The following is a 22,944-nucleotide window of genomic DNA, read 5'->3' on the forward strand; positions in this document are numbered from 1 at the left end:
ATGCCAAAGATTGTTATTTTGCCTCATGCGGACCTCTGTCCGGATGGCGCTGTTCTGGAAGCGAAGACCGGTGAAACCATTCTCGATGTTGCCCTGCGTGCAGGTATCGAAGTGGAACACGCCTGTGAAAAATCCTGTGCCTGCACCACCTGCCACTGCATCGTGCGTGAAGGTTTTGACTCTCTCGCCGAGAGCACCGAAGACGAAGACGACATGCTGGATAAAGCATGGGGTCTGGAGCCAGACAGCCGACTGAGCTGCCAGGCCGCGGTGACCGATGAAGATCTGGTCGTGGAATTCCCACGCTATACCATCAACCACGCACGCGAGCATTAATATGGGACTGAAGTGGACAGACAGCCGCGAAATCGGCGAAGCGCTCTACGACGCGAACCCGGATCTCGATCCGAAGACCGTACGATTCACCGACATGCACCAGTGGATCTGCGATTTAGAGGATTTCGACGACGATCCAAACGCATCCAATGAAAAAATTCTGGAGGCGATTCTGTTAGTCTGGTTAGATGAAGCAGAGTAAATCACTTAACGGGCTGCCTTCAGGCGGCCCGTTTGCTAATAAGGATAAATAAAATGACCGAAGCGATGAAGATTACGCTCTCTACGCAGCCAGCCGACGCGCGCTGGGGCGAGAAAGCCACGTACAGCATCAACAACGACGGTATTACCCTGCACCTGACGGGCAAAGATGATTTAGGTCTGATCCAGCGCGCGGCGCGTAAAATTGATGGACTGGGCATTAAGCATGTGTCCCTGGAAGGCGAAGGCTGGGACACCGACCGCAGCTGGGCATTCTGGGCGGGCTACAAAGGCCCGAAGGGCACCCGCAAAATTGAGTGGGCGAACCTCGACGAAGCCGGTCAAAAAGAGCTGGAAAGCCGCCTGCAAATTATCGACTGGGTGCGCGACACCATCAACGCCCCGGCGGAAGAGTTAGGCCCTGAGCAGCTGGCGCAGCGTGCGGTTGACCTGCTGTGCGGCGTGGCGGGCGACAAGATGTCCTACCGTATCACCAAAGGTGAAGATCTGCGCGAGCAGAACTACATGGGCATCCACACCGTGGGCCGCGGTTCTGAGCGTCCTCCGGTCCTGCTGGCGCTGGATTACAACCCAACCGGCGATAAAGAAGCGCCGGTGTTTGCCTGCCTGGTGGGGAAAGGCATCACTTTTGATACCGGCGGCTACAGCCTGAAGCAGAGCGCGTTCATGGACTCCATGAAATCCGACATGGGCGGCGCGGCAACCATCACCGGCGCGCTGGCGTTCGCCATCACCCGCGGTCTGAACAAGCGCGTGAAGCTCTACCTGTGCTGCGCGGACAACATGGTGAGCGGCAACGCCTTCAAGCTGGGCGACATCATTCGCTACCGCAACGGTAAAAACGTCGAAGTGATGAACACCGACGCCGAAGGCCGTCTGGTGCTTGCCGATGGCCTGATCGACGCCTCTGCACAAAAGCCAGAGCTGATTATCGACATGGCGACCCTGACCGGCGCGGCGAAAACCGCCCTGGGCAACGACTACCACGCGCTGTTCAGCTTCGACGACAAGCTGGCCGCTCGCCTGCTGGCAAGCGCCGCTGCGGAAAACGAACCGTTCTGGCGTCTGCCTCTTGCCGAGTTCCACCGCAGCCAGCTGCCGTCTAACTTTGCCGAACTGAACAACACCGCGAGCGCGGCGTACCCGGCGGGGGCAAGCACCGCTGCAGGCTTCCTGTCGCACTTTGTTGAGAATTATCACGAAGGCTGGCTGCACATCGACTGCTCCGCAACCTACCGTAAAGCGGCGGTTGAGCAGTGGTCCGCGGGCGCGACCGGTCTGGGCGTGCGTACCGTGGCGAACCTGCTGACGGCTGAGTAATCGTTGCCCCTCACCCCAGCCCTCTCCCCAAAGGGGAGAGGGTGTTCAAATTCCCTCTCCCCTTTGGGGAGAGGGTTAGGGTGAGGGGAAATGCACCATCTGGAATAACTATGTCCGAAACCAAAAACGAATTAGAAACCCTGCTGGAGCAGGCGGCGACCGAGCCCGCCCACCGTCCGGCATTTTTCCGCACGCTGCTGGAATCCACCGTCTGGGTGCCGGGCACCGCGGCGGAAGGCGAGCAGGTTGTCGAAGACAGCGCGCTGGATCTGCTGCACTGGGAGAAAGACGACGGCACCTCGGTGATCCCGTTCTTCACCTCGCTGGAAGCGCTGCAGGAAGCGGTAGAAGACGAACAGGCGTTCGTGGTGATGCCGGTGCGTACCCTGTTTGAAATGACGCTGGGCCAGACGCTGTTCCTTAACGCTAAGCTGCCAACCGGAAAAGAATTCATCCCGCGTGAAATCAGCCACCTGATCGGTGAAGAGGGTAACCCGCTCAGCACCCAGGAGGTGCTGGAAGGGGGAGAAACGCTGCTGCTGTCTGAGGTGGCCGAGCCGCCTGCGCAGATGATCGATTCGCTAACCACGCTGTTCAAAACCCTGAAACCGGTAAGACGAGCGTTCCTCTGCTCTATCAAAGAGAACGCTGACGAAAAGCCTGTTCTGCTGATTGGGATTGAGGCCGACGGCGATATCGACGACATCATTCAGGCGGCGGGAAGCGTGGCCACCGACACGCTGCCGGGCGATGAGCCGATCGATATCTGTCAGGTGACGAAAGGTGAAAAGGGCATCAGCCACTTTATCACCGAGCATATCACCCCGTTCTACGAGCGTCGCTGGGGCGGCTTCCTGCGCGATCTCAAGACTAACCGCATCATCTGATTACGGCGGGGTGAATATCACCCCGTTGCTTCCAGCAGCAGTAGATCCATCAGCAGCACCAGATTCGACTCAAACGACGTCACGCCCGCGGCTTCGGCGGCGAAGTGCACCGCTTCGTCATAGAGGGCAAAGTGTACGTCTGCCATCCCCGCCAGCGTATTGGCCGAGGCGCGGGTAAAGGCAACGATCGTCATGCCGACGTTTTTGGCAATCCGCGCTTTATCCAGCACCTGCTCCGTTTCGCCGCTGCGCGAGACGGCGATAAACACCTGATAGCGCGCGGCGTTGCTGAGGAAAATATTCCGGCTGTCCCCCGGCCCGGAGATGAACGCCGTTTTGCCCAACACCTGCAGCTTCTTGGTCAGGTACTCGGCAAACAGATAGGAAAATCCGGCCCCGTAGAGAAAAAAGCTCTCTTTCTGGCGCAGCAGCCCGGCAAACTGCTGGCGCTTCTCATGCGTGACCCACTGGAAGGTGTGCTGATAGTTGGCGATAAACTGATTAAACAGCGCCGGGAGTTCAGGAAGGGATTGCGCCTCGGCGGCAATATGCGGCGTGTCGGCGAGCAGCTGCTTACAGTGCCAGATAAATTCGCTAAAGCCGCTGAACCCCAGCTTCTGACACAGCCGCATAATGGTGGCGGTCGAAACAAACGTCGCCTGCGCCAGCTCGCGCACCGTGATGTTGCCCACCAGCAGCGGATGCTCCGTGAGGTGGGCGAGGACGCGATACTCCGCGCGGGTCAGCGACGCCCCGCGCGTTAACAGCGTGGCCAGGCGGTTATCCATTATTTCGCCGGTTCAACCGGCAAATCGTCTCGCGCACCCCATTCGCTCCAGGCGCCGTCGTAGAGCGTGACGTCGTTCGCGCCGAGCGTGGCGAGCGCCAGAATCACTACGCAGGCCGTTACGCCGGAGCCGCAGCTGGCAATAATCGGACGATGTAAATCCACGCCCGCACGGTCAAAAATGGCCCGCAGCTCGTCGGTGGTTTTCAGCTCGCCTTCAAACACCAGGTCGCCCCACGGCACGTTCAGCGCCCCCGGGATATGTCCGCGCTTCAGCCCCGGACGCGGCTCGTCCGCTTCGGCATTAAAGCGCGGGGCGGGGCGGGCATCGACGATTTGCGCCGTTTGTTCATGGCTCGCGACCAGCACGTCGGTCAGGCGTTTCACCACGTTAGCGTCGAACGTCGCGTCGAACTCCCCTTCCGGCAGCGTCACGTCGCCCTGCTGGAGCGGCAGCTCGTCGCGCTTCCAGCCCGCCAGACCGCCCGCCAGAATCGAAACTTTTTCCACGCCAAACTGTTTCAGCATCCACCACGCGCGCGGCGCGGAGAAGAGGTTACCTTCATCGTAAACAACAAGATGTTTGTCTTTGCTGACGCCCAGCTCGCGCATCGCCACGGAAAAGGCTTCCGGGCGCGGCAGCATGTGCGGCAGGGGGGAGGTATGATCGGAGAGGGCTTCGATATCAAAAAATACCGCGCCAGGCAGATGCCCTTCGCGGTATTCACCTGGAACGTCTCGATGTTCCTGGCCCGGCGGGGCCATACGTGCGTCAATGATCTGGACTTCCGGATCGTCGCCGTGCTCAATCAGCCAGTCGGCGGCGACAAAATATGAGGTGGACATGGGTTGCCTCCATTCTTTTCCGTAAAAAAGGATTGTCGGTGTTTTTTCTGACACCGACAAGCAAACCTCGTTCAACTCGCGAGCAAGCCCCTATTTTTTCACCGGTTCGCCATCCTGCCAGGCTTTTTGCAGCGCAGGCCAGTAGTCGCGGTTGGCTTCAATCATCTCATCCAGAATCGCTTTTGCGTGCTCCATGGTCGGCACGGTGCGGTTGAGGGTGAACGCCTGAAGCGCTTTCTCATAGCTGCCCTCGATGGTCGCCTCTACCAGCAGCTGTTCAGACGCCAGCTGCTGTTGCAGCAGAGTCTGATGGAACAGCGGCACCTGCCCCACGCGCACAGGCTCCGGCCCTTCGGAGGTGATATAGGCGGGCACTTCCACCACCGCATCGTACGGCAGATTGGTTATCGCCCCGCGGTTTTCCACCATCACCAGATGTCGTTGGCGCAGGTTAAAGGCCAGCGAGCAGGCGACATCGACGATAAACTCGCCGTGAACGCCCACGTGGAAGGCATCCGGTAAAATCCCTGTGCGCTTGTACTCTTCAGCAGCGGCAAAAAGTTTTTTCTCACGCCCGTTCATCACTTCATTGGCGCGGGTATAGTCCGGGTTCTGATGCTCCACAATCTGGTTCGGCATCAGGTAGTACTGCAAATACGGGTTCGGCAGGTACTCCGGGAAGTTATCCATAATCGGCTTGATGTTGCGCCAGGTTTTAACCCACGACGGATCCGAGTGTTGCGGATCGGTTTTGGCCGCATCTTCCGTCAGCAGGCCAAACTTCGCGATATGCTTGCGCAGCTCCGGCAGCTTGTCCTCGCCGTCCACCAGCACGCGAGTAAACCAGCCGAAGTGGTTCAGGCCAAAGTAGTCCACCTCCAGCCTGCGGCGATCCACGCCCAGAATCGCTCCCATATTGCGCATCGCGGCGACGGGCATATCGCAGATGTTCAACACCCGCGCGTTAGGGCGCAGGCGGCGCACGCCTTCCGCGACGATCGCCGCCGGGTTGGAGTAGTTCACGATCCAGGCTTTCTCATGCGCGTAGCGATCCACCAGATCGATAAGCTCGACCATCGGCAGGATCGTGCGCAGGCCGTACGCCAGCCCGCCGGGGCCGCAGGTCTCCTGGCCGACCACGCCGTGACGCAGCGGGATCTTCTCATCCTGCTCGCGCATTTTGTACTGGCCGACGCGCATCTGGGCGAAGACGAAATGCGCGCCGCTGAACGCCACTTCCGGATCGCTGGTGACGGTAAATTTGATGCTCTGGCTGTGGTCGCGAATCACTTTCTCAACCACCGGCGCAATGGTGTTCTGACGCGCCTCGTCAATGTCATAGAGGCGGATTTCGGCCAGCGGGAAATCCTGCAGGCGCACCATCAGGCTTTTCACAATACCCGGCGTGTAGGTGCTGCCGCCGCCGGCAATCGACAGAATGAATGGGGGTGTAAACATCTTTAGCTCCTTTCAGAGAAACGTCTCAACGGCTTCTCGCATTTTTTTGACGTGCAGCCCGTAGACCACCTGAACGTTATTACCTTGTTTGATAACCCCTTTCGCGCCGGTCGCCTTCAGGCGCGGCTCGTCGATGATGGCGACATCCTTCACCGTGACGCGTAAGCGGGTGTAGCAGTTATCCACAACCTCAATATTTTCCCGGCCGCCCAGGCCCACCACGATGGACTCGCCCAGCCCGTCGTTATTGCCTTTCGCCTGGTACTCCTGCTTGCTGTAGAGGCGTGTCTCCCGATCTTCATCCTCACGGCCCGGGGTTTTCATGTTGAAGCGCAGGATCAGGAAGCGGAACACCACGAAGTAGAGGGCGAACATGATCAGCCCGACCACGATGTACATCGGCCAATTGGACTTCTCCGTTCCGAGCGGCAGGTTGTAGAGAATGAAATCGATTATCCCGTTGGCGCCGATGGCGTGAACGCCCAGCAGCGAGAACAGCATCATGCCGATACCGGTCAGTACCGCATGCACCACGAACAGCAGCGGGGCGACGAACAGGAAGGAGAACTCAATCGGCTCGGTCACGCCGACCAACAGCGAGGTCAGCGCCGCCGGGATCAGAATGGCTTTCGCAACGGCTTTACGCTCCGGCTTCGCGGTCATGTACATTGCCAGCGCGGCGGCGGGCAGGCCGAACATCTTGCTGATGCCGCGCGCGTCCCACACTACCGTACTGCTGAGCTGCTTCACGTCCGGGCAGGCCATCTCGGCGAAGTAGATATTGCGCGCGCCCTGATAGGTTGCGCCGCACACCTCCTGCGTGCCGCCCAGTTCGGTATAGAGGAACGGCGTATAAACCAGATGGTGCAGGCCGGTCGGCACAAGAATGCGCTCAAGGAAACCGTAAATGGCTACGCCGAACGGGCCGGAACCTTTAATGGCCAGCGCCAGCGCGCTAATGCCGTGCTGGGCAAACGGCCAGAGTTCGCTCATTACCACGCCGAGCAGCATAGAGACGGGCAACATGACAATTGCCACAAAGCAGTGGCCGGAGTAAATCGCCATCGCGCCGTTAAACTGTACGCCGGAATATTTGTTGTACAGATAACCCGAGAGCGCCCCGGTCAGGATCCCGGCGAAGACGCCCATCTCCAGCACCTGAACGCCCAGCACCATGCTTTGACCCGCCGCTTTCATCTGCTCAGTGGGGGCCAGCTCGCCCTGTAGCTGCAGCGTCACGTTCATGGCATTGATAAACACCACGAAGGTCACCAGCCCAATCAGCGCCGCGTAGCCTTTATCGCGCGTCGCCAGGCCAATCGGGATCCCGACGGCAAACACCAGCGCCAGGTTGACCAGCACCGACACGGCAGATTTGGCGATCAGCTGGCCGATACTCTGGATAAGCGGATGGCCAAGAAACGGCAAGTACTCGGCCAGGTTGCCGTTGCCCAGCACATTTCCAAAGGCGATAAACAGACCGACAATCGGTAAGATAAGTACCGGTCCGTACAATGATTTTCCGAAATTTTGTAGGGCGTTCACGGCTCGTTTCATGGCTTTCTCTCTTATTGAACCGCGCACTCGGGGTGCGTCATGGTCATAAAACTAGCAGGCTCAGAGCGAACATATCCAGCTATCTTCTTGTTTTAAAAACAAATGACGTAAAAGGTAACATGTGACGTTATGCGCTGTGATCGCGGTTCCATCCCGGCGTAACGGGGGAATACCATTCTGCGAGGCGCTTTCCAGATTCTAAAATTGGACTTTTGGTATTAACGAAACTTGCGGATAATACTTATCCGGACGACGACCAACAGGCCCCCTCAGGCCAGGGACACAGGATGAAACCGTTTCGCTTAGCCGCGATCTCTCTCGCGCTGCTCACCACGTTTACGCTTGTCGGCTGTGATAACAGCGACGATAAGCCTCAGGCTGCTGCGCCAGCAGCGTCTACTGCATCAACACCGAAAGCCGCAGAAAAGCCCGACGCTGAAAAGCTGGCTAAAATGGCCGCCCAGAGTCAGGGAAAAGCGCTGACCCTGCTTGATGCCTCTGAAGTTCAGCTCGACGGTGCCGCCACGCTGGTGCTGACCTTCTCTGTGCCGCTGGATCCAAATCAGGATTTCGCCAAAACGGTGCATGTCGTGGATAAGAAAAGCGGCAAAGTTGACGGGGCGTGGGAACTCGCGCCTAACCTGAAAGAGCTTCGCCTGCGTCATCTGGAGCCTAACCGAAACCTGGTCATCACCGTGGATCGTGGCCTGGTGGCGCTGAACAAAGCGACCTTTGGCATTGATTATGAAAAAGCCCTGACCACGCGAGATATAGAACCAACGGTCGGTTTTGCCAGCCGCGGCTCGCTGCTGCCGGGCAAGGTGGTGGAAGGTCTGCCGGTGATGGCGCTTAACGTCAACAACGTGGACGTCAATTTCTACCGCGTGAAGCCGGAATCGCTGGCCTCGTTTGTCAGCCAGTGGGAGTACCGTAACGCCCTGACCAACTGGGAATCCGACAATCTGCTGAAGATGTCGGAACTGGTCTATACCGGTCGTTTTGACCTCAATCCGGCGCGCAACACGCGTGAAAAATTGCTCCTGCCGCTCAAAGATATCAAGCCGCTTCAGCAGTCCGGCGTTTATATCGCCGTCATGAACCAGGCCGGGCACTACAACTACAGCAATGCCGCAACGCTCTTTACCCTGAGCGATATCGGTTTGTCCGCTCACCGCTATCATAACCGGCTGGACATTTTCACCCAGAGTCTGGAAAACGGTGCGGCGCAGTCCGGCGTCACCGTCACGCTGTTGAATGACAAAGGGCAGACGCTTGCCGAGGCGAACAGCGACGCCGACGGTCATGCGAAGCTTGAAACCGATAAAGAAGCTGCGCTGATTCTGGCCAGCAAAGACGGCCAGACCACGCTGCTTGACCTCAAGCTTCCGGCGCTGGATCTGGCAGAGTTCGATATTGCCGGTAACCCGGGCTTCAGCAAGCAATTCTTTATGTTTGGCCCGCGCGATCTCTATCGTCCGGGTGAAACGGTGATCCTCAACGGCTTACTGCGCGACAGCGACGGAAAACCGCTTCCCGACCAGCCCGTGAAGCTTGACGTGCTGCGCCCGGACGGCCAGGTGGCACGCACGATCGTTGTTCAGCCTGAGAACGGCCTCTACCGCTTCAATTATCCGCTGGATAGCGGCGCGCAGACCGGCATGTGGCATATTCGCGCCAACACGGGCGATAATCTGCAGCGCCTGTGGGACTTCCACGTCGAAGATTTCATGCCTGAGCGTATGGCGCTGAACCTGACGGGACAAAAAGCACCGGTTTCCCCGCAGGATAACGTGGACTTTAACGTCGTGGGCTATTACCTCTATGGCGCGCCGGCCAACGGCAACTCGCTGCAGGGCCAGCTTTTCCTGCGTCCGCTGCGCGAGGCGGTTGCCGCCCTGCCGGGCTTCCAGTTCGGTGATATTGCTGAGGAAAACCTGAGCCGCAGCCTGGATGAAGTACAGCTTACGCTGGACGAGCAGGGGCGCGGGCAGGTGACCACCGAAAGCCAGTGGAAAGAGGTACACTCGCCGCTGCAGCTGATTCTGCAGGCCAGCCTGCTGGAGTCGGGCGGTCGTCCCGTGACGCGCCGTGCCGAGCAGGCCATCTGGCCCGCGGCGGAGCTGCCGGGTATCCGCCCGCAGTTCGCCAGTAAAGCGGTTTACGACTACCGTACCGATACCACCGTCAACCAGCCGATTGTCGATGAGAACGGCAACGCCAGCTTTGACATCGTCTATGCCGATGCCAGCGGGGCGAAAAAAGCCGTGTCCGGCTTGCAGGTTCGTCTGATCCGCGAGCGCCGCGACTACTTCTGGAACTGGTCTGAGAGCGAAGGCTGGCAGTCTCAGTTCGATCAAAAAGATCTGGTAGAGGGCGAGCAGGAGCTTAGCCTCAAGGCCGATGAAACCGGCAAAGTCACCTTCCCGGTGGAGTGGGGCTCATACCGTCTGGAAGTGAAAGCGCCTGATGAAATGGTCAGCAGCGTGCGTTTCTGGGCGGGCTACAGCTGGCAGGATAACAGTGACGGCACGGGAGCCGCACGCCCTGACCGCGTGACGCTGAAACTGGATAAGCCGGCCTATCAGCCAGGCGATACCATCCAGCTGCACATTGCAGCGCCAGCCGCAGGCAAGGGCTATGCCATGATTGAATCCAGCGAAGGGCCGCTGTGGTGGAAAGAGATCGACGTACCGGCAAACGGTCTGGATCTCTCCATTCCGGTGGATAAAGCCTGGAAACGGCACGATCTCTACCTCAGCACGCTGGTGGTGCGTCCTGGCGATAAATCCAAATCCGCCACGCCTAAGCGCGCGGTCGGCCTGCTGCATCTGCCGATGGGCGACGAAAATCGCCGTCTGAACATTGCGCTGGATAACCCGCAGAAAATGCGTCCAAACCAGAATCTCTCCGTGAAGGTGAAGGCCAGCGTGAAAGAGGGGGCGGTTCCGCAGAAAGTGAACGTGCTGGTCTCGGCGGTGGACAGCGGCGTGCTGAACATTACCGATTACGTCACGCCGGATCCGTGGCAGGCTTTCTTTGGCCAGAAGCGCTACGGCGCGGATATCTACGATATCTACGGCCAGGTCATTGAGGGGCAGGGCCGTATGGCCGCGCTGCGCTTCGGTGGTGATGGCGATGAACTCAAGCGCGGCGGCAAACCGCCGGTGAACCACGTCACCATTATTGCCCAGCAGGCTCAGCCGGTTACGCTGGATGCCAACGGAGAAGGCACCGTTACGCTGCCGATTGGTGATTTCAACGGCGAACTGCGTCTGATGGCGCAGGCGTGGACGGAAGATGATTTCGGCAGCAGCGAAAGTAAGGTTGTGGTGGCCGCGCCGGTTATTACCGAGCTTAATACGCCGCGCTTCCTGGCAAGTGGAGATACCTCACGGCTGACGCTGGATCTCACTAACCTGACCGACAAACCGCAAACGCTGAACGTCGCCCTGAGCGCGACAGGCAAACTGTCACTGGAAGGCGCACAGCCGCAGCCGGTTCAGTTGCCTCCGGGCGCGCGCAGCACCCTGTTCATTCCGGTGCGCGCGCTGGAGGGGTATGGCGACGGTGAGGTGACGGCGCAGGTTACCGGCCTGGAGCTTCCGGGCGAAACCTTTGCCCCGCAGCAGAAGAGCTGGAAAATCGGCATTCGTCCGGCGTTCCCGGCGCAGACGGTCAATACCGGTGCCATGCTGAACCCCGGCGAGTCCTGGACCGCACCGGCGCAGCATAGTAACGGTTTCTCTCCTGCCACCCTGCAGGGGCAACTGCTGCTGAGCGGCAAACCACCGCTCAACCTGGCGCGCTACATCCGCGAGCTGCAGGCGTATCCGTATGGCTGCCTGGAACAAACCACCAGCGGCCTGTTCCCGTCCCTCTATACCAACGCGGCGCAGCTGACCGCGCTTGGTATCAAAGGAGATACCGATGACAAGCGCCGCGCTGCCATTGATATCGGGATCTCTCGCCTGCTGCAGATGCAGCGTGATGACGGCGGTTTTGCCTTGTGGGATAAAAACGGCCCGGAAGAGTACTGGCTGACCGCCTATGTGACTGACTTCCTGGTGCGCGCGGGCGAGCAGGGTTATAGCGTACCTGCCGATGCGGTGAACAACGCCAACAACCGTCTGCTGCGCTACCTGCAGGATCCGGGCATGATGTCTATCCGCTACAGCGACGACACCCAGGCCAGCAAGTTTGCCGTACAGGCGTATGCGTCGCTGGTGCTGGCGCGTCAGCAAAAAGCGCCGCTCGGTGCGCTGCGTGAAATCTGGGATCGTCACGCTCAGGCGGCTTCCGGGCTGCCGCTGATGCAGCTGGGTATGGCGCTTAAACTGATGGGCGACGCGCCGCGCAGCCAGCAGGCGCTGGATCTGGCACTTAAAACGCCGCGCAACGACAGCAAAAACTGGATGGCTGATTACGGCAGCCAGTTGCGCGACAATGCCCTGATGCTCTCCCTGCTGGAAGAGTACAAGCTGCTGCCGGATGCGCAAAATACGCTGCTGAACGCGTTGTCTGAACAGGCTTTCAGCCAGCGCTGGCTGTCTACTCAGGAAAGCAACGCGCTGTTCCTGGCCGGACGTTCTCTGCAAACCCTGTCAGGCGCATGGCAGGCGAAAACCTCCCTGTCTGATACCGCATCAGGCGGCGATAAGGCGCAGGTACAAAACGTGAACGGCGACCAGCTTGGTGCGCTGCAGGTCACCAATACCGGAACGACACCGCTGTGGGTACGTCTGGACAGCACCGGCTATCCGGAATATGCGCCTCAGCCGAGCTCCAGCGTGCTGCAGGTTGAGCGTCATATCCTGGCAACAGATGGCAGCAGCAAATCACTCTCTTCGCTGAAGAGCGGTGAGCTGGTGCTGGTCTGGCTTGAAGTGAAAGCCAGCCAGAACGTGCCGGATGCGCTGGTGGTGGATCTCCTCCCTGCGGGTCTGGAGCTGGAAAACCAGAACCTGGCGAGCAGCAGTGCCAGCCTGCAGGACAGCGGCAGTGAGGTACAGAACCTGCTCAGCCAGATGCAGCAGGCGGATATTCAGCATATGGAATTCCGCGATGACCGCTTTGTGGCTGCCGTGCCGGTAAACGAAGGTCAGCCGGTCACGCTGGTCTATCTGGCCCGCGCCGTGACGCCGGGAACCTACCAGGTGCCGGTGCCGATGGTGGAGTCTATGTACGTTCCGCAGTGGCGGGCAACGGGTGCGGCCAGCGGCCCGCTGATTGTTGTTCCGTAACATGCGAATGGCACGTCTGATACGCTCCCGCTGGCTCTGGCTGGCGGGAGCGCTTCTCGTTTTAGGGGGGCTGATTGTCGCCGCCGACCGCCTGTGGCCGCTGCCTCTGAGAGAGGTTAACCCCGCGCGAGTTGTGGTAGACGAGAAGGGCGCGCCGCTCTGGCGTTTTGCCGATAGCGAAGGCATCTGGCGCTACCCGGTTACGATTGAAGAGGTTTCTCCCCGTTATCTTGAGGCTCTGATCCAGTATGAAGATCGCTGGTTCTGGGATCATCCTGGCGTAAACCCGCTCTCTGTCCTGCGCGCAGCCTGGCAGGATCTCAGCTCCGGAAGAGTGGTTTCGGGAGGAAGCACGCTTACCATGCAGGTGGCGCGCCTGCTGGATCCGCATCCGCGCACCTTTGGCGGCAAAATTCGCCAGCTCTGGCGGGCGATGCAGCTGGAGTGGCATCTTTCTAAGCGTGACATTCTTACGCTCTATCTCAACCGCGCTCCGTTTGGCGGCACGCTGCAGGGCGTGGGGGCGGCAAGCTGGACCTATCTTGGAAAACCCCCTTCGCAGCTGAGCTACTCCGACGCGGCGCTGCTGGCGGTACTGCCGCAGGCACCCAGCCGTCTGCGTCCGGATCGCTGGCCCGAGCGGGCCGAAGCGGCACGCAACAAAGTGCTCGACCGTATGATGACTCAGGGCGTCTGGTCAGCAAAGCAGGTGAAAGAGTCCCGTGAAGAGCCGGTATGGCTGGCTCCCCGGCAGATGCCGCAGCTGGCGCCGCTCTTTGCACGCATGATGCTTGGCAAAAGCCGAGATACGAAAATTGTCACCACGCTGGATGCCGGACTGCAACGGCAGCTGGAAGAGCTGGCGATGAACTGGAAATCCCGCCTGCCTGCGCGCAGCTCGCTGGCGATGATCGTGGTCGATCATACCGACATGAAAGTGCGAGGCTGGGTTGGCTCGGTGGATATCAACGATGACAGCCGTTTTAGCCACGTGGATATGGTCAACGCGATCCGATCCCCGGGATCGGTATTAAAGCCCTTTATCTACGGCATGGCGCTGGACGATGGTCTAATCCATCCCGCCTCGCTGCTTCAGGACGTGCCCAGAAAAACCGGTGATTATCGCCCGGGAAATTTTGACAGCGGGTTCCACGGGCCGGTCAGCATGAGTGAAGCGCTGGTGCGTTCGCTCAACCTGCCAGCGGTACAGGTGCTGGAAGCCTATGGTCCCAAACGGTTTGCCGGGATGCTGAGCAATGCCGGGCTGCCGCTGATCCTGCCTGCCGGAGCGCAGCCGAATCTGTCGCTGATCCTGGGTGGCGCAGGCGCGAGGCTGGCGGATATTGCCGCCGCGTACAGCGCCTTTGCAAGGCATGGCAAGGCGGGCCGGCTGCGCTTACAGCCGAGCGACCCGCTGACTGAACGCCCGCTGTTATCGCCAGGTTCGGCGTGGATTATTCGCCGTATTCTGGCGAACGAGGCGCAGCCGCTGCCGGACAGCGCGCTGCCGCAAATCGCCCCCCTGGCGTGGAAAACGGGCACCAGCTACGGCTACCGCGATGCCTGGGCCATCGGTCTGAATGCCCGTTACGTAATAGGTATCTGGACAGGGCGACCTGACGGTACGCCGGTAGCGGGGCAGTTTGGTTTTGCCAGCGCGGTTCCGCTATTAAACCAGGTGAATAACCTGCTTCAGTCACGCTCGACGATAGACGAAGCCCGCCTGCCGCGCGATCCGCGCCCGGAAAGCGTCGGGCGGGGCGTGATCTGCTGGCCGGGCGGTCAGTCGCTGCCGGAAGGCAGTGAAAACTGTCGGCGTCGTCTTTCGACCTGGCTGCTGGAAGGGAGTGAACCGCCTACGCTGCTATTGCCCGAACAGGAAGGCATACGCGGCATTCGTTTTCCGGTCTGGCTGGATAAAACGGGCAAGCGTGTGGCGGCAGATTGCCCTGATGCCACAGAAAAAGTTCTCGACGTCTGGCCGCTGCCGCTGGAGCCGTGGCTGCCTGCCGGGGAAAAAAGAGCTGCGCGTCTTCCTCCGAGATCGACGATCTGCCCGCCTCTGGATAATAACAACGCGGCACCGCTTATGATTTCAGGTATCAGAGAAGGTGCCGTTATTAAGCGACTCCCTGGTGAAGAGAACGTGACGCTATCTGTTATTACGACAGGAGGAGAAGGTGGGCGCTGGTGGTTTTTAAATGGAGAACCGTTAGAAGGCCGGAATAATCATTATTCATTAAAATTATATTCACCTGGTGAATATCAATTGCTTGTGATGGATGAAACAGGCCAAACGGCGACGGTGAACTTTGAATTAGACCGTTAAGTATTACCCCTGAAGAGTTAGCTTGATAATTATCAATATTCGTTCCTGAAAAAAAACGAGAATGCGTTTTTATTTTAAGGAATGAGCAATGAAAAAAAATAAAAGTCCGGGCGAAGGACTTATTCCCTCAATATCCCGGCGTCATTTTATTCAGGCTGGGTCGGCGCTGGCCGCCCTTCCTTTTGTTACGACAACCGGCAATGCACGGGCGCAGGATACGGCGACAGCAGGCGCAACGCCTGAAGAAAAAGTGGTGCAAACCTGCAGCACGTTTGACTGCGGTGGTAAATGCGATATTCGCGCTCACGTCAGTGAGGGCGTAGTCACGAGAATTTCAACGCGCCCGGATAATGAACTGGATTCTCAAATGCCGGTTATGCGCGCCTGCGTTCGTGGCCGCGCTTATCGAAAATTCGTCTATCATCCCGATCGGCTTAAATATCCAATGAAACGCGTGGGTAAACGTGGCGAAGGAAAATTCGAGCGTATTACCTGGGATGAAGCCACCACGCTTATTGCGAATCAATTAAAAACGATTACGCAAAAATACGGCGCAGCCTCACGCTATGTGCATGTAGGTACTGCGGTATCCGGCGGAACGTTTTCCGGCGATAAAATGGTTCGTCGTCTGCTCAACTTAACCGGCGGCTACCTGGAAAGCTATCACTCGGTCAGTATGGGCAACACGGCGGCAGCCACGCCGTATACCTATGGCACAGCCGCCAGCGGCAGCTCTCTGGACACGCTGCTGGATACCAAACTGGTCATTCTCTGGGGGCATAACCCGACGGAGACGATCTTTGGCCACAGCAACCACTTCTTCCAGAAGATGAAGCAAAACGGTACCCGCTTTATCGTTGTCGATCCGCGCTATTCAGATACGGTTTCCTCTCTTGCCGACCAGTGGATCCCGCTGCTTCCAACAACGGACAACGCCCTGATGGACGCCATGATGTACGTGATCGTCACGGAGAACCTGCACGATCGTGACTTCCTCCAGCGCTATACCCTGGGCTTTGACGAAGCATCCATGCCGGAAGGCGTTCCGGCCAATGAATCCCTGATGGCTTACCTGACCGGCGCAAAAGATGGCGTAGCGAAAACGCCGGAGTGGGCAGAGACGATCACCCACGTTCCTGCGCAGACCATTCGTCAGCTGGCGCGGGACTACGCAACCACCAAACCCGCCGCGCTGATCCAGGGCTGGGGACCGCAGCGCCATAACTGCGGCGAGCGCACCGCGCGCGGCTCGACGTTACTGGCAACGCTGACGGGTAACGTTGGGGGGAAGGGCGGCTGGGCGGCAGGCTATGGCGGCTGTTCAAACCGTAAATTTGCGGCCGGGCCGGAGATGCCGGATAACCCGGTAAAAGCCAAAATATCGGTGATGAACTGGGTGCAGGCCGCCGATGATGCTTCAAAGGTAACGGCGGAAGTCGGCCTGAAGGATGCAGAGAAGCTGGACAGCAATATCCGCATCCTGTTTTCGCTCGCGGGCAATTATCTGGCTAACCAGAACCCGGATCTGCATCAGGCGACGCGCGTACTGGAAGACGAGTCGAAAATCGAGTTTATTGTCGCAAGCGATCTGTTTATGACGCCGAGCGCCAGATACGCCGATCTTCTCCTGCCGGAAACCAGCTTTATGGAACGCTGGAATATTGGCGAAACCTGGGGCACGGCGAGCTATCTGATCCTGTCGGAAAAGCTGATTGAACCTGAATTCGAGCGCCGTTCGGATTACGACTGGCTGCGTGAGGTCGCCGCTAAGCTCGGCATTGAGCCTGCGTTCAGCGAGGGTCGTGACGAAAAAGCGTGGATTGAGCACATCTGGGAGCAGACGCGGCTGGCGATGCCGGAGGAAAACCTGCCGGACTTCGCGACGCTACAGAAGACGCGTCAGCATCTTTTCAAAAGCGCGCCGTTCGTCGCCTTTGAAGACAACATCCGCGATCCGCAAAATCATCCGTTCCCGACGCCGTCCGGGAAAATTGAGATCTTCTCGAAGCGTCTGTACGACATGCAGCACCCGGAGATCCCGGCGCTGTCGCACTACGTGCCCGCCCATGAAGGGCCGGAAGACGAACTGGCGAAAACCTTCCCGCTCCAGCTGATTACATGGAAAGGGAAAAACCGCGCTAACTCAACCCAGTACGCCAACCCGTGGCTGATTGAGGCCCAGCAGCAAAAGCTGTGGATTAACCCGCAGGACGCGCAAAAGCGCGGCATTTCGCAGGGGGATACCGTGCGTATCCATAACGCGCGCGGCGTTTGTGAAATTCCGGCGGAGGTCACACCGCGCATCATTCCGGGCGTTGTTGCCATGCAGGCGGGCGCCTGGTGGCAGCCGGACGAACAGGGCGTCGATAAAGGCGGCTGCGCGAACGTGCTCAGCTCTGCCCGAATTACCGCGCTTGCGAAAGGGAACTCCCATCAAACCATGCTGGTGGAGGTAGCTAAAGCATGAGTCAGTTTAAACACTACGCGCCGGTGAGCGATAAACAGCTGGGTTTCTATATCGACTCTTCCCGCTGTTCGGGCTGCAAGGCATGCCAGGTGGCGTGCAAAGATAAAAACAACCTTGAGGTCGGACGTCGTTTCCGACGCGTATACGAAGTTAACGGCGGGAATTTCATCCCAACCGGGCAGGGCGGCGTTAGCAACAACGTTTTTGCCTACACGCTCTCTATTTCCTGTAACCACTGCGCGGACCCGATCTGCACCAAAAACTGTCCGACCACCGCGATGCACAAGCGTCCGGGCGACGGCATCGTGCGCGTCGATACGGACAAGTGCGTTGGCTGCGGCTACTGTGCGTGGTCTTGTCCTTACGGTGCGCCACAGCTCAACGAGCAGACCGGGCAGATGTCCAAATGCGATTTTTGCGTGGATCTGCAGGCGAAGGGCGAGCAGCCCGTCTGCGTGGCAACCTGCCCGCTCGAGGCGATCAAATTTGGGCCGATTGATGAACTTCGGGCGAAATACGGTGCGGTCTGCGATGTGAAGGGCTTGCCGGATCCCTCGATTACAAAACCGAACCTGGTGATCAAAGCGCATCAGGGCGCAGAGAAAGAGGGGAAACGTCATGCATGAGTTACCGCTGCTGATTTTTACGCTGTTCCTGCAGGGATCGGTTGGCGTGACGCTCTGGCTGGCGTTCGGGGGCGCGCATGCTACCCAGCGTAGCGCGCTGCTGCCTGCGGCCGGGGCGTTTGTGCTTGCAAGCCTGGGGCTGCTCGCCTCAGCGCTGCATATGGGCTATCCGCTCAACGCCCTGAACGCGCTACGCCACGTCTCCAGCTCGTGGCTGAGCCGCGAGATTATCTTTGCCAGCCTTTACCTGGCGGCGCTTGGCCTTGCAGCGCTGCTGATGTTTGCCAATAAGCCAGGCTGGAAGATGCTGTTGGCCGCGGCGGGTCTGGTCGGGCTGGTAGACGTGTTCTGCATGGCGCAGATCTACATGCACGCGTCCGTGGTGACCTGGCAGCACCTTAACACGCTGGTGCTGTTTATCGGTTCGGTGGGGATTATTGGTTCAGCCTGCATGGCGGTTGGGATGCAATCCAAAACTACTCTGCGTGCGGCGGTGGTCATTATCACGCTGGTGGTGCTTGTGCGTCTGGTGATGCAGCCCGTCTGGCTGGCAGACATCACAGCCGTAGACAACACCGTAGTGACGTTCCCCCACGCTCCGCTACGGATGCTCGAACAGCTGCGCGCGGTACATCTGCTGAGCTGGTGCGTTTCCGTTGCGGGTATGCTGTGCTTTGCTGCGGGCGGCTTAAAAGCGGCGCGAGGCACAATACTGCTGGGCAGCGCCTTGCTGATTGTGGGTGAGCTGATGCTGCGCTTCGTTTTCTTCAGTATTGGCTGATGGGCGGATTGACGTTTGCCCCGGCGATGGACGTAACGCATGCGTGCGTCCGTCGCCGTTTTCGCCACGCTTCCTGCTGCGCCTGCGCGGACGTTTGTCCAGCGCAGGCTTTTTCTTTTACGGAAAACGGCGTCTCGGTGGATGAAAATCGCTGTATTGAATGCGGTGACTGCCTGTTCGTCTGCCCCTCCGGGGCCATTACCGGCATTGCGCCGCGAAAGCGCTTTCTGCGTGGAGATACCCTTGTTGGGCCTTTTACTGAACGTGCACCTGGGGTGAATGAGCTGCTGCTGTGGCACGCGCAACGCCGGGTTCGTTTTATCAGTATCGACGCAGAGCAGTACCCTGACTGGCTGCTGGCGCTTGCCCGGCTTAATCTTGCGCTTCGTCGCCGTGGTGAAGCGGAGTGGGGGTTTAAGCTCATACCGAGCGACGAGGTGAATATCGCTCGTCGTGCGCTTATGCACGTTCCCCGCGAGGATGTGAAAGCCTGTCGCGTCTCACCTGGGCCGCGCGAGCTGCGCAGGGCATTCTCAACGTTTAGCGAGTCGGATATCGCTCTCGACGTCGATAAGTGCGTCCTGTGCGGCGCGTGCTGGCGAAGCTGCACGGAAAGCGCGATTCGGTTTGAAAACGCCGCGCTGGTGGTGGATACCGGGCGCTGTACCGGCTGCGGTGGCTGTGAAGCAGTATGTCAGCACGAGGCGATAAACGTCTCAGAAACGGATGGACCGGCAAAAAACGTCGTCACCCCCGCCTATAACGCAGTTTGCCTGACGTGCCAACGCCAGTTCTGGTCATTTACGCCTGATGAAAAGCAGTGCCCGCTCTGTTTACGCCATCAACACGGTATGCGAAATCCGGCCTGTTGCTAATCTTCGTCTCATTTTAAAAAAATGTTATGCAGAACCATAGGCAATGGCGCTATTGCTCTTTATAATCCGCGCCACACCATACTCAGGTATGCAAAACAACAGAACATTTTACAGAGGTTATCATGGCTATTGAACGTACTTTTTCCATCATCAAACCAAACGCGGTGGCAAAAAACGTTATTGGCAGCATCTTCGCTCGCTTTGAATCAGCAGGGTTTAAGATCGTTGGCACCAAAATGCTGCACCTGACCGTTGAGCAGGCTCGTGGTTTCTACGCTGAGCACGAAGGTCGTCCATTCTTTGATGGCCTGGTTGAGTTCATGACCTCCGGTCCAATCGTGGTGTCCGTGCTGGAAGGCGAAAACGCAGTTCAGCGTCACCGCGATCTGCTGGGTGCAACCAACCCGGACAACGCGCTGGCGGGTACCCTGCGCGCTGACTACGCGGACAGCTTCACCGAGAACGGCACCCACGGTTCCGACTCTGTTGAATCTGCTGCGCGCGAAATCGCCTTCTTCTTCGCTGAAGGCGAAGTGTGTCCACGTACCCGTTAATTTAACGGTTTCGTTTACACATTATTTTCGTAAATGCCACGTCCAGACGTGGCATCCCTGCGCCAGACTTTGTACAATGCAACGCCCCGGACGAGCAGACCGCTTTCCGGGGCGTTTCTATTCAACCCTCCATGGGCCACAACGTGTAACAACGAGGCCGGAAAAAATTATGTCTGAACTAGTGAATACCTCCGAAGTCGCCATTCCTGCGGTTCCCAATAAAAATGGAAAAATTAACCTGCTGGACCTGAACCGTCAGCAGATGCGCGAGTTCTTTAAAGATATGGGTGAGAAGCCGTTTCGTGCCGATCAGGTAATGAAATGGATGTACCACTACTGCAGCGACAACTTTGATGAGATGACAGACATCAACAAAGTGCTGCGCAACAAGCTCAAAGAAGTGGCTGAAATCCGCGCGCCGGAAGTGGTGGAAGAGCAGCGCTCGGCAGACGGCACCATCAAATGGGCGATTGCGGTAGGCGATCAGCGCGTTGAAACCGTCTACATCCCGGAAGACGATCGCGCCACTCTGTGCGTCTCTTCTCAGGTGGGCTGTGCGCTGGAGTGCAAATTCTGCTCTACGGCTCAGCAAGGTTTTAACCGAAACCTTCGCGTGTCTGAAATCATCGGTCAGGTCTGGCGTGCCGCGAAGATCGTGGGTGCGGCAAAAGTGACCGGCACGCGTCCGATCACCAACGTGGTAATGATGGGGATGGGCGAACCGCTGCTGAACCTGACCAACGTGGTGCCGGCGATGGAAATCATGCTGGATGACTTCGGTTTTGGCCTCTCCAAGCGCCGCGTGACGCTGTCTACCTCAGGCGTTGTCCCTGCGCTGGACAAGCTCGGCGACATGATTGACGTTGCGCTGGCTATCTCCCTGCACGCGCCAAACGATGAAATTCGTGACGAAATTGTACCGATTAACAAAAAGTACAATATCGAAACCTTCCTCGCTGCCGTGCGCCGCTACCTGGAGAAATCCAATGCAAACCAGGGCCGCGTTACCATCGAGTACGTGATGCTTGACCACGTTAACGACGGTACCGAGCACGCGCATCAGCTGGCTGAGCTGCTGAAGGATACGCCATGCAAAATCAACCTGATCCCATGGAACCCGTTCCCGGGCGCGCCGTATGGCCGTAGCTCGAACAGCCGTATCGACCGTTTCTCCAAGGTGCTGATGGAGTATGGTTTCACCACCATCGTGCGTAAAACCCGTGGTGATGATATCGATGCCGCGTGCGGGCAGCTGGCGGGCGACGTCATTGACCGTACCAAACGTACCCTGCGTAAACGCATGCAGGGCGAGACGATTGCGGTCAAAGCTGTTTGATTATTATGCACTCACGGCGCATTATCTGCGCCGTGATGCTTAATCTTTCTGAATAATCAGTCAGATTCGTGATGACTGATCAATAATTACGGTGCGTTTCATCCGACTTTCGGGCAGTATGTAACGACGTAACAACAGTTTAGCCGTTCGGGCAGGGCTGTACTGTCATCTCCGGGCTGACAGTCTTATACTGTCTGTTCAAGGTTAACTGACCTGAAGTTTCGCGGTGCGGGTGGCATTGTGACTCACCGGCACCTGAACCCTTTTTTTCACGTACCAGTAGTTGTAGCGAATGAATACTGAAGCCACTCACGACCAACATGAAGCACTCTCCACTGGCGTTCGTCTTCGCAACGCCCGTGAACAACTCGGACTCAGCCAGCAAGCTGTCGCAGAACGCTTGTGCCTGAAGGTTTCCACGGTTCGCGATATTGAAGAAGATAAGGCGCCTGCCGATCTGGCTTCAACATTTCTGCGCGGGTATATCCGCTCTTACGCAAAACTGGTGCACATCCCCGAAAACGAATTACTGCCAATGATGGAGAAGCAGGCACCGGTTCGTGCAGCAAAAGTTGCCCCGATGCAAACTTTCTCCCTGGGGAAACGTCGTAAAAAACGCGATGGCTGGCTGATGAGCTTTACCTGGCTGGTGCTGTTTGTTGTTGTCGGTCTGACCGGCGCGTGGTGGTGGCAAAACCACAAGGCGCAGCAGGAAGAGATCACCACCATGGCCGATCAATCCTCCGCCGAACTCAATCAGGCGAGCAACGGTGGCGCTCAGAGCGTCCCGCTGAACACCGAGGGTGCGGCGGCCTCAAGCGAGCCGCAAACGACGGCTCCGGCAACCGATGCAGCACAGGCTCCGGCCGCAACGGCTAACACCGCTGCGCCTCAGGCTCAGGATCAAAACGCGGTTGTCGCGCCTTCTCAGGCAAATGTCGATACCGCAACGAACGCGCCTGCAGCGACTCAGCCTGCGGACAACGCCGCGGCCTCCCTGCCGACAGACCCGGCGGCAACCGCCGCACCAGCCGCCGATCCAAACGCGCTGGTGATGAACTTCACGGCTGACTGCTGGCTGGAAGTGACTGACGCGACAGGTAAAAAACTCTTCAGTGGCCTGCAGCGTAAAGATGGCAATTTAAATCTGGTCGGTCAGGCTCCTTATAAGCTTAAAATTGGCGCTCCGGCAGCGGTACAGATCCAGTATCAAGGAAAACCTGTCGACCTGAGCCGCTTTATCAGAACTAACCAGGTTGCACGTCTTACCGTTAATGCCGAACAATCAGCAGCACAGTAACAGACGGGCAACGCGGGAGATTT

General features: G+C 58.3%; 17 protein-coding genes. 13 read left to right on the forward strand and 4 right to left on the reverse strand.

What is annotated here, in order from left to right; all coding sequences use genetic code 11:
- The 4 genes from fdx (at position 1) to sseB (ending at position 2,765) form a co-directional block, all read left to right on the forward strand.
- On the forward strand, positions 1-336 hold the full coding sequence (gene fdx, locus UTO39_RS13865) for an ISC system 2Fe-2S type ferredoxin (RefSeq protein WP_003860652.1): 336 nt from the start codon (positions 1-3) through the stop codon (positions 334-336).
- 1 nt (position 337) lies between these two features.
- Positions 338-538 (forward strand): Fe-S cluster assembly protein IscX, encoded by a 201-nt coding sequence (iscX, locus tag UTO39_RS13870; RefSeq protein WP_003860650.1) that lies wholly within the window; start codon positions 338-340, stop codon positions 536-538.
- Between the two features lie 53 nt (positions 539-591).
- A complete protein-coding gene (gene pepB / locus UTO39_RS13875) occupies positions 592-1,878 on the forward strand; it encodes an aminopeptidase PepB (protein ID WP_061097387.1) in 1,287 nt (428 codons plus the stop codon).
- A 110-nt stretch (positions 1,879-1,988) separates the two neighbouring features.
- On the forward strand, positions 1,989-2,765 hold the full coding sequence (gene sseB, locus UTO39_RS13880) for an enhanced serine sensitivity protein SseB (protein ID WP_320727397.1): 777 nt from the start codon (positions 1,989-1,991) through the stop codon (positions 2,763-2,765).
- A gap of 17 nt (positions 2,766-2,782) precedes the next feature.
- Here the strand turns inward: sseB and UTO39_RS13885 are convergent, their stop codons facing one another.
- The 4 genes from UTO39_RS13885 to UTO39_RS13900 all read right to left on the reverse strand — a co-directional run bounded on the left by UTO39_RS13885 (position 2,783) and on the right by UTO39_RS13900 (position 7,413).
- A complete protein-coding gene (locus UTO39_RS13885) occupies positions 2,783-3,553 on the reverse strand; it encodes a MurR/RpiR family transcriptional regulator (RefSeq protein ID WP_320727398.1) in 771 nt (256 codons plus the stop codon).
- Positions 3,553-4,398, reverse strand: a complete 846-nt coding sequence (sseA, locus tag UTO39_RS13890; protein WP_320727399.1) for a 3-mercaptopyruvate sulfurtransferase — start codon at positions 4,396-4,398, stop codon at positions 3,553-3,555. Before sseA ends, UTO39_RS13885 begins: the two co-directional genes overlap by 1 nt.
- A gap of 90 nt (positions 4,399-4,488) precedes the next feature.
- A complete protein-coding gene (locus tag UTO39_RS13895) occupies positions 4,489-5,856 on the reverse strand; it encodes a 6-phospho-alpha-glucosidase (protein ID WP_320727400.1) in 1,368 nt (455 codons plus the stop codon).
- A gap of 12 nt (positions 5,857-5,868) precedes the next feature.
- Positions 5,869-7,413 (reverse strand): PTS transporter subunit EIIC, encoded by a 1,545-nt coding sequence (locus UTO39_RS13900; RefSeq protein WP_320727401.1) that lies wholly within the window; start codon positions 7,411-7,413, stop codon positions 5,869-5,871.
- A gap of 287 nt (positions 7,414-7,700) precedes the next feature.
- On the opposite strand from UTO39_RS13900, the gene UTO39_RS13905 reads away from it, so the two are divergent.
- The 9 genes from UTO39_RS13905 (at position 7,701) to rodZ (ending at position 22,921) form a co-directional block, all read left to right on the forward strand.
- Positions 7,701-12,653 (forward strand): alpha-2-macroglobulin, encoded by a 4,953-nt coding sequence (locus tag UTO39_RS13905; RefSeq protein WP_320727402.1) that lies wholly within the window; start codon positions 7,701-7,703, stop codon positions 12,651-12,653.
- A 1-nt stretch (position 12,654) separates the two neighbouring features.
- The gene (pbpC, locus tag UTO39_RS13910; RefSeq protein ID WP_320727403.1) at positions 12,655-14,982 is read left to right on the forward strand and encodes a peptidoglycan glycosyltransferase PbpC; all 2,328 of its coding nucleotides are present in this window, start codon (positions 12,655-12,657) and stop codon (positions 14,980-14,982) included.
- An 88-nt stretch (positions 14,983-15,070) separates the two neighbouring features.
- Positions 15,071-17,449: a DMSO/selenate family reductase complex A subunit gene (locus tag UTO39_RS13915; protein WP_320727404.1), complete on the forward strand. Its 2,379-nt coding sequence runs from the start codon at positions 15,071-15,073 to the stop codon at positions 17,447-17,449.
- Positions 17,446-18,075 carry a DMSO/selenate family reductase complex B subunit gene (locus UTO39_RS13920; protein WP_320727405.1) on the forward strand — a complete coding sequence of 210 codons (630 nt, stop codon included), beginning with the start codon at positions 17,446-17,448 and terminating at the stop codon, positions 18,073-18,075. The genes UTO39_RS13915 and UTO39_RS13920 overlap by 4 nt, the downstream gene beginning before the upstream one ends.
- Complete coding sequence (locus UTO39_RS13925) at positions 18,068-18,856, forward strand: DmsC/YnfH family molybdoenzyme membrane anchor subunit (RefSeq protein ID WP_320727406.1); 789 nt, start codon at positions 18,068-18,070, stop codon at positions 18,854-18,856. The genes UTO39_RS13920 and UTO39_RS13925 overlap by 8 nt, the downstream gene beginning before the upstream one ends.
- Entirely contained in the window at positions 18,856-19,731 is an 876-nt protein-coding gene (locus UTO39_RS13930; protein ID WP_320727407.1) for a 4Fe-4S binding protein, read from the forward strand. The genes UTO39_RS13925 and UTO39_RS13930 overlap by 1 nt, the downstream gene beginning before the upstream one ends.
- A 122-nt stretch (positions 19,732-19,853) precedes the next feature.
- Positions 19,854-20,285 carry a nucleoside-diphosphate kinase gene (gene ndk / locus UTO39_RS13935; protein ID WP_003860625.1) on the forward strand — a complete coding sequence of 144 codons (432 nt, stop codon included), beginning with the start codon at positions 19,854-19,856 and terminating at the stop codon, positions 20,283-20,285.
- Positions 20,286-20,454: 169 nt separating this feature from the next.
- Positions 20,455-21,621: a bifunctional tRNA (adenosine(37)-C2)-methyltransferase TrmG/ribosomal RNA large subunit methyltransferase RlmN gene (locus UTO39_RS13940; RefSeq protein ID WP_028014062.1), complete on the forward strand. Its 1,167-nt coding sequence runs from the start codon at positions 20,455-20,457 to the stop codon at positions 21,619-21,621.
- Between the two features lie 292 nt (positions 21,622-21,913).
- Complete coding sequence (rodZ, locus tag UTO39_RS13945; protein WP_061097399.1) at positions 21,914-22,921, forward strand: cytoskeleton protein RodZ; 1,008 nt, start codon at positions 21,914-21,916, stop codon at positions 22,919-22,921.
- Positions 22,922-22,944 lie beyond the last annotated feature (23 nt).

This window comes from Enterobacter sp. 118C5 (genome assembly GCF_034107645.1).
In the GTDB taxonomy this organism is placed as follows: domain Bacteria; phylum Pseudomonadota; class Gammaproteobacteria; order Enterobacterales; family Enterobacteriaceae; genus Enterobacter; species Enterobacter nematophilus.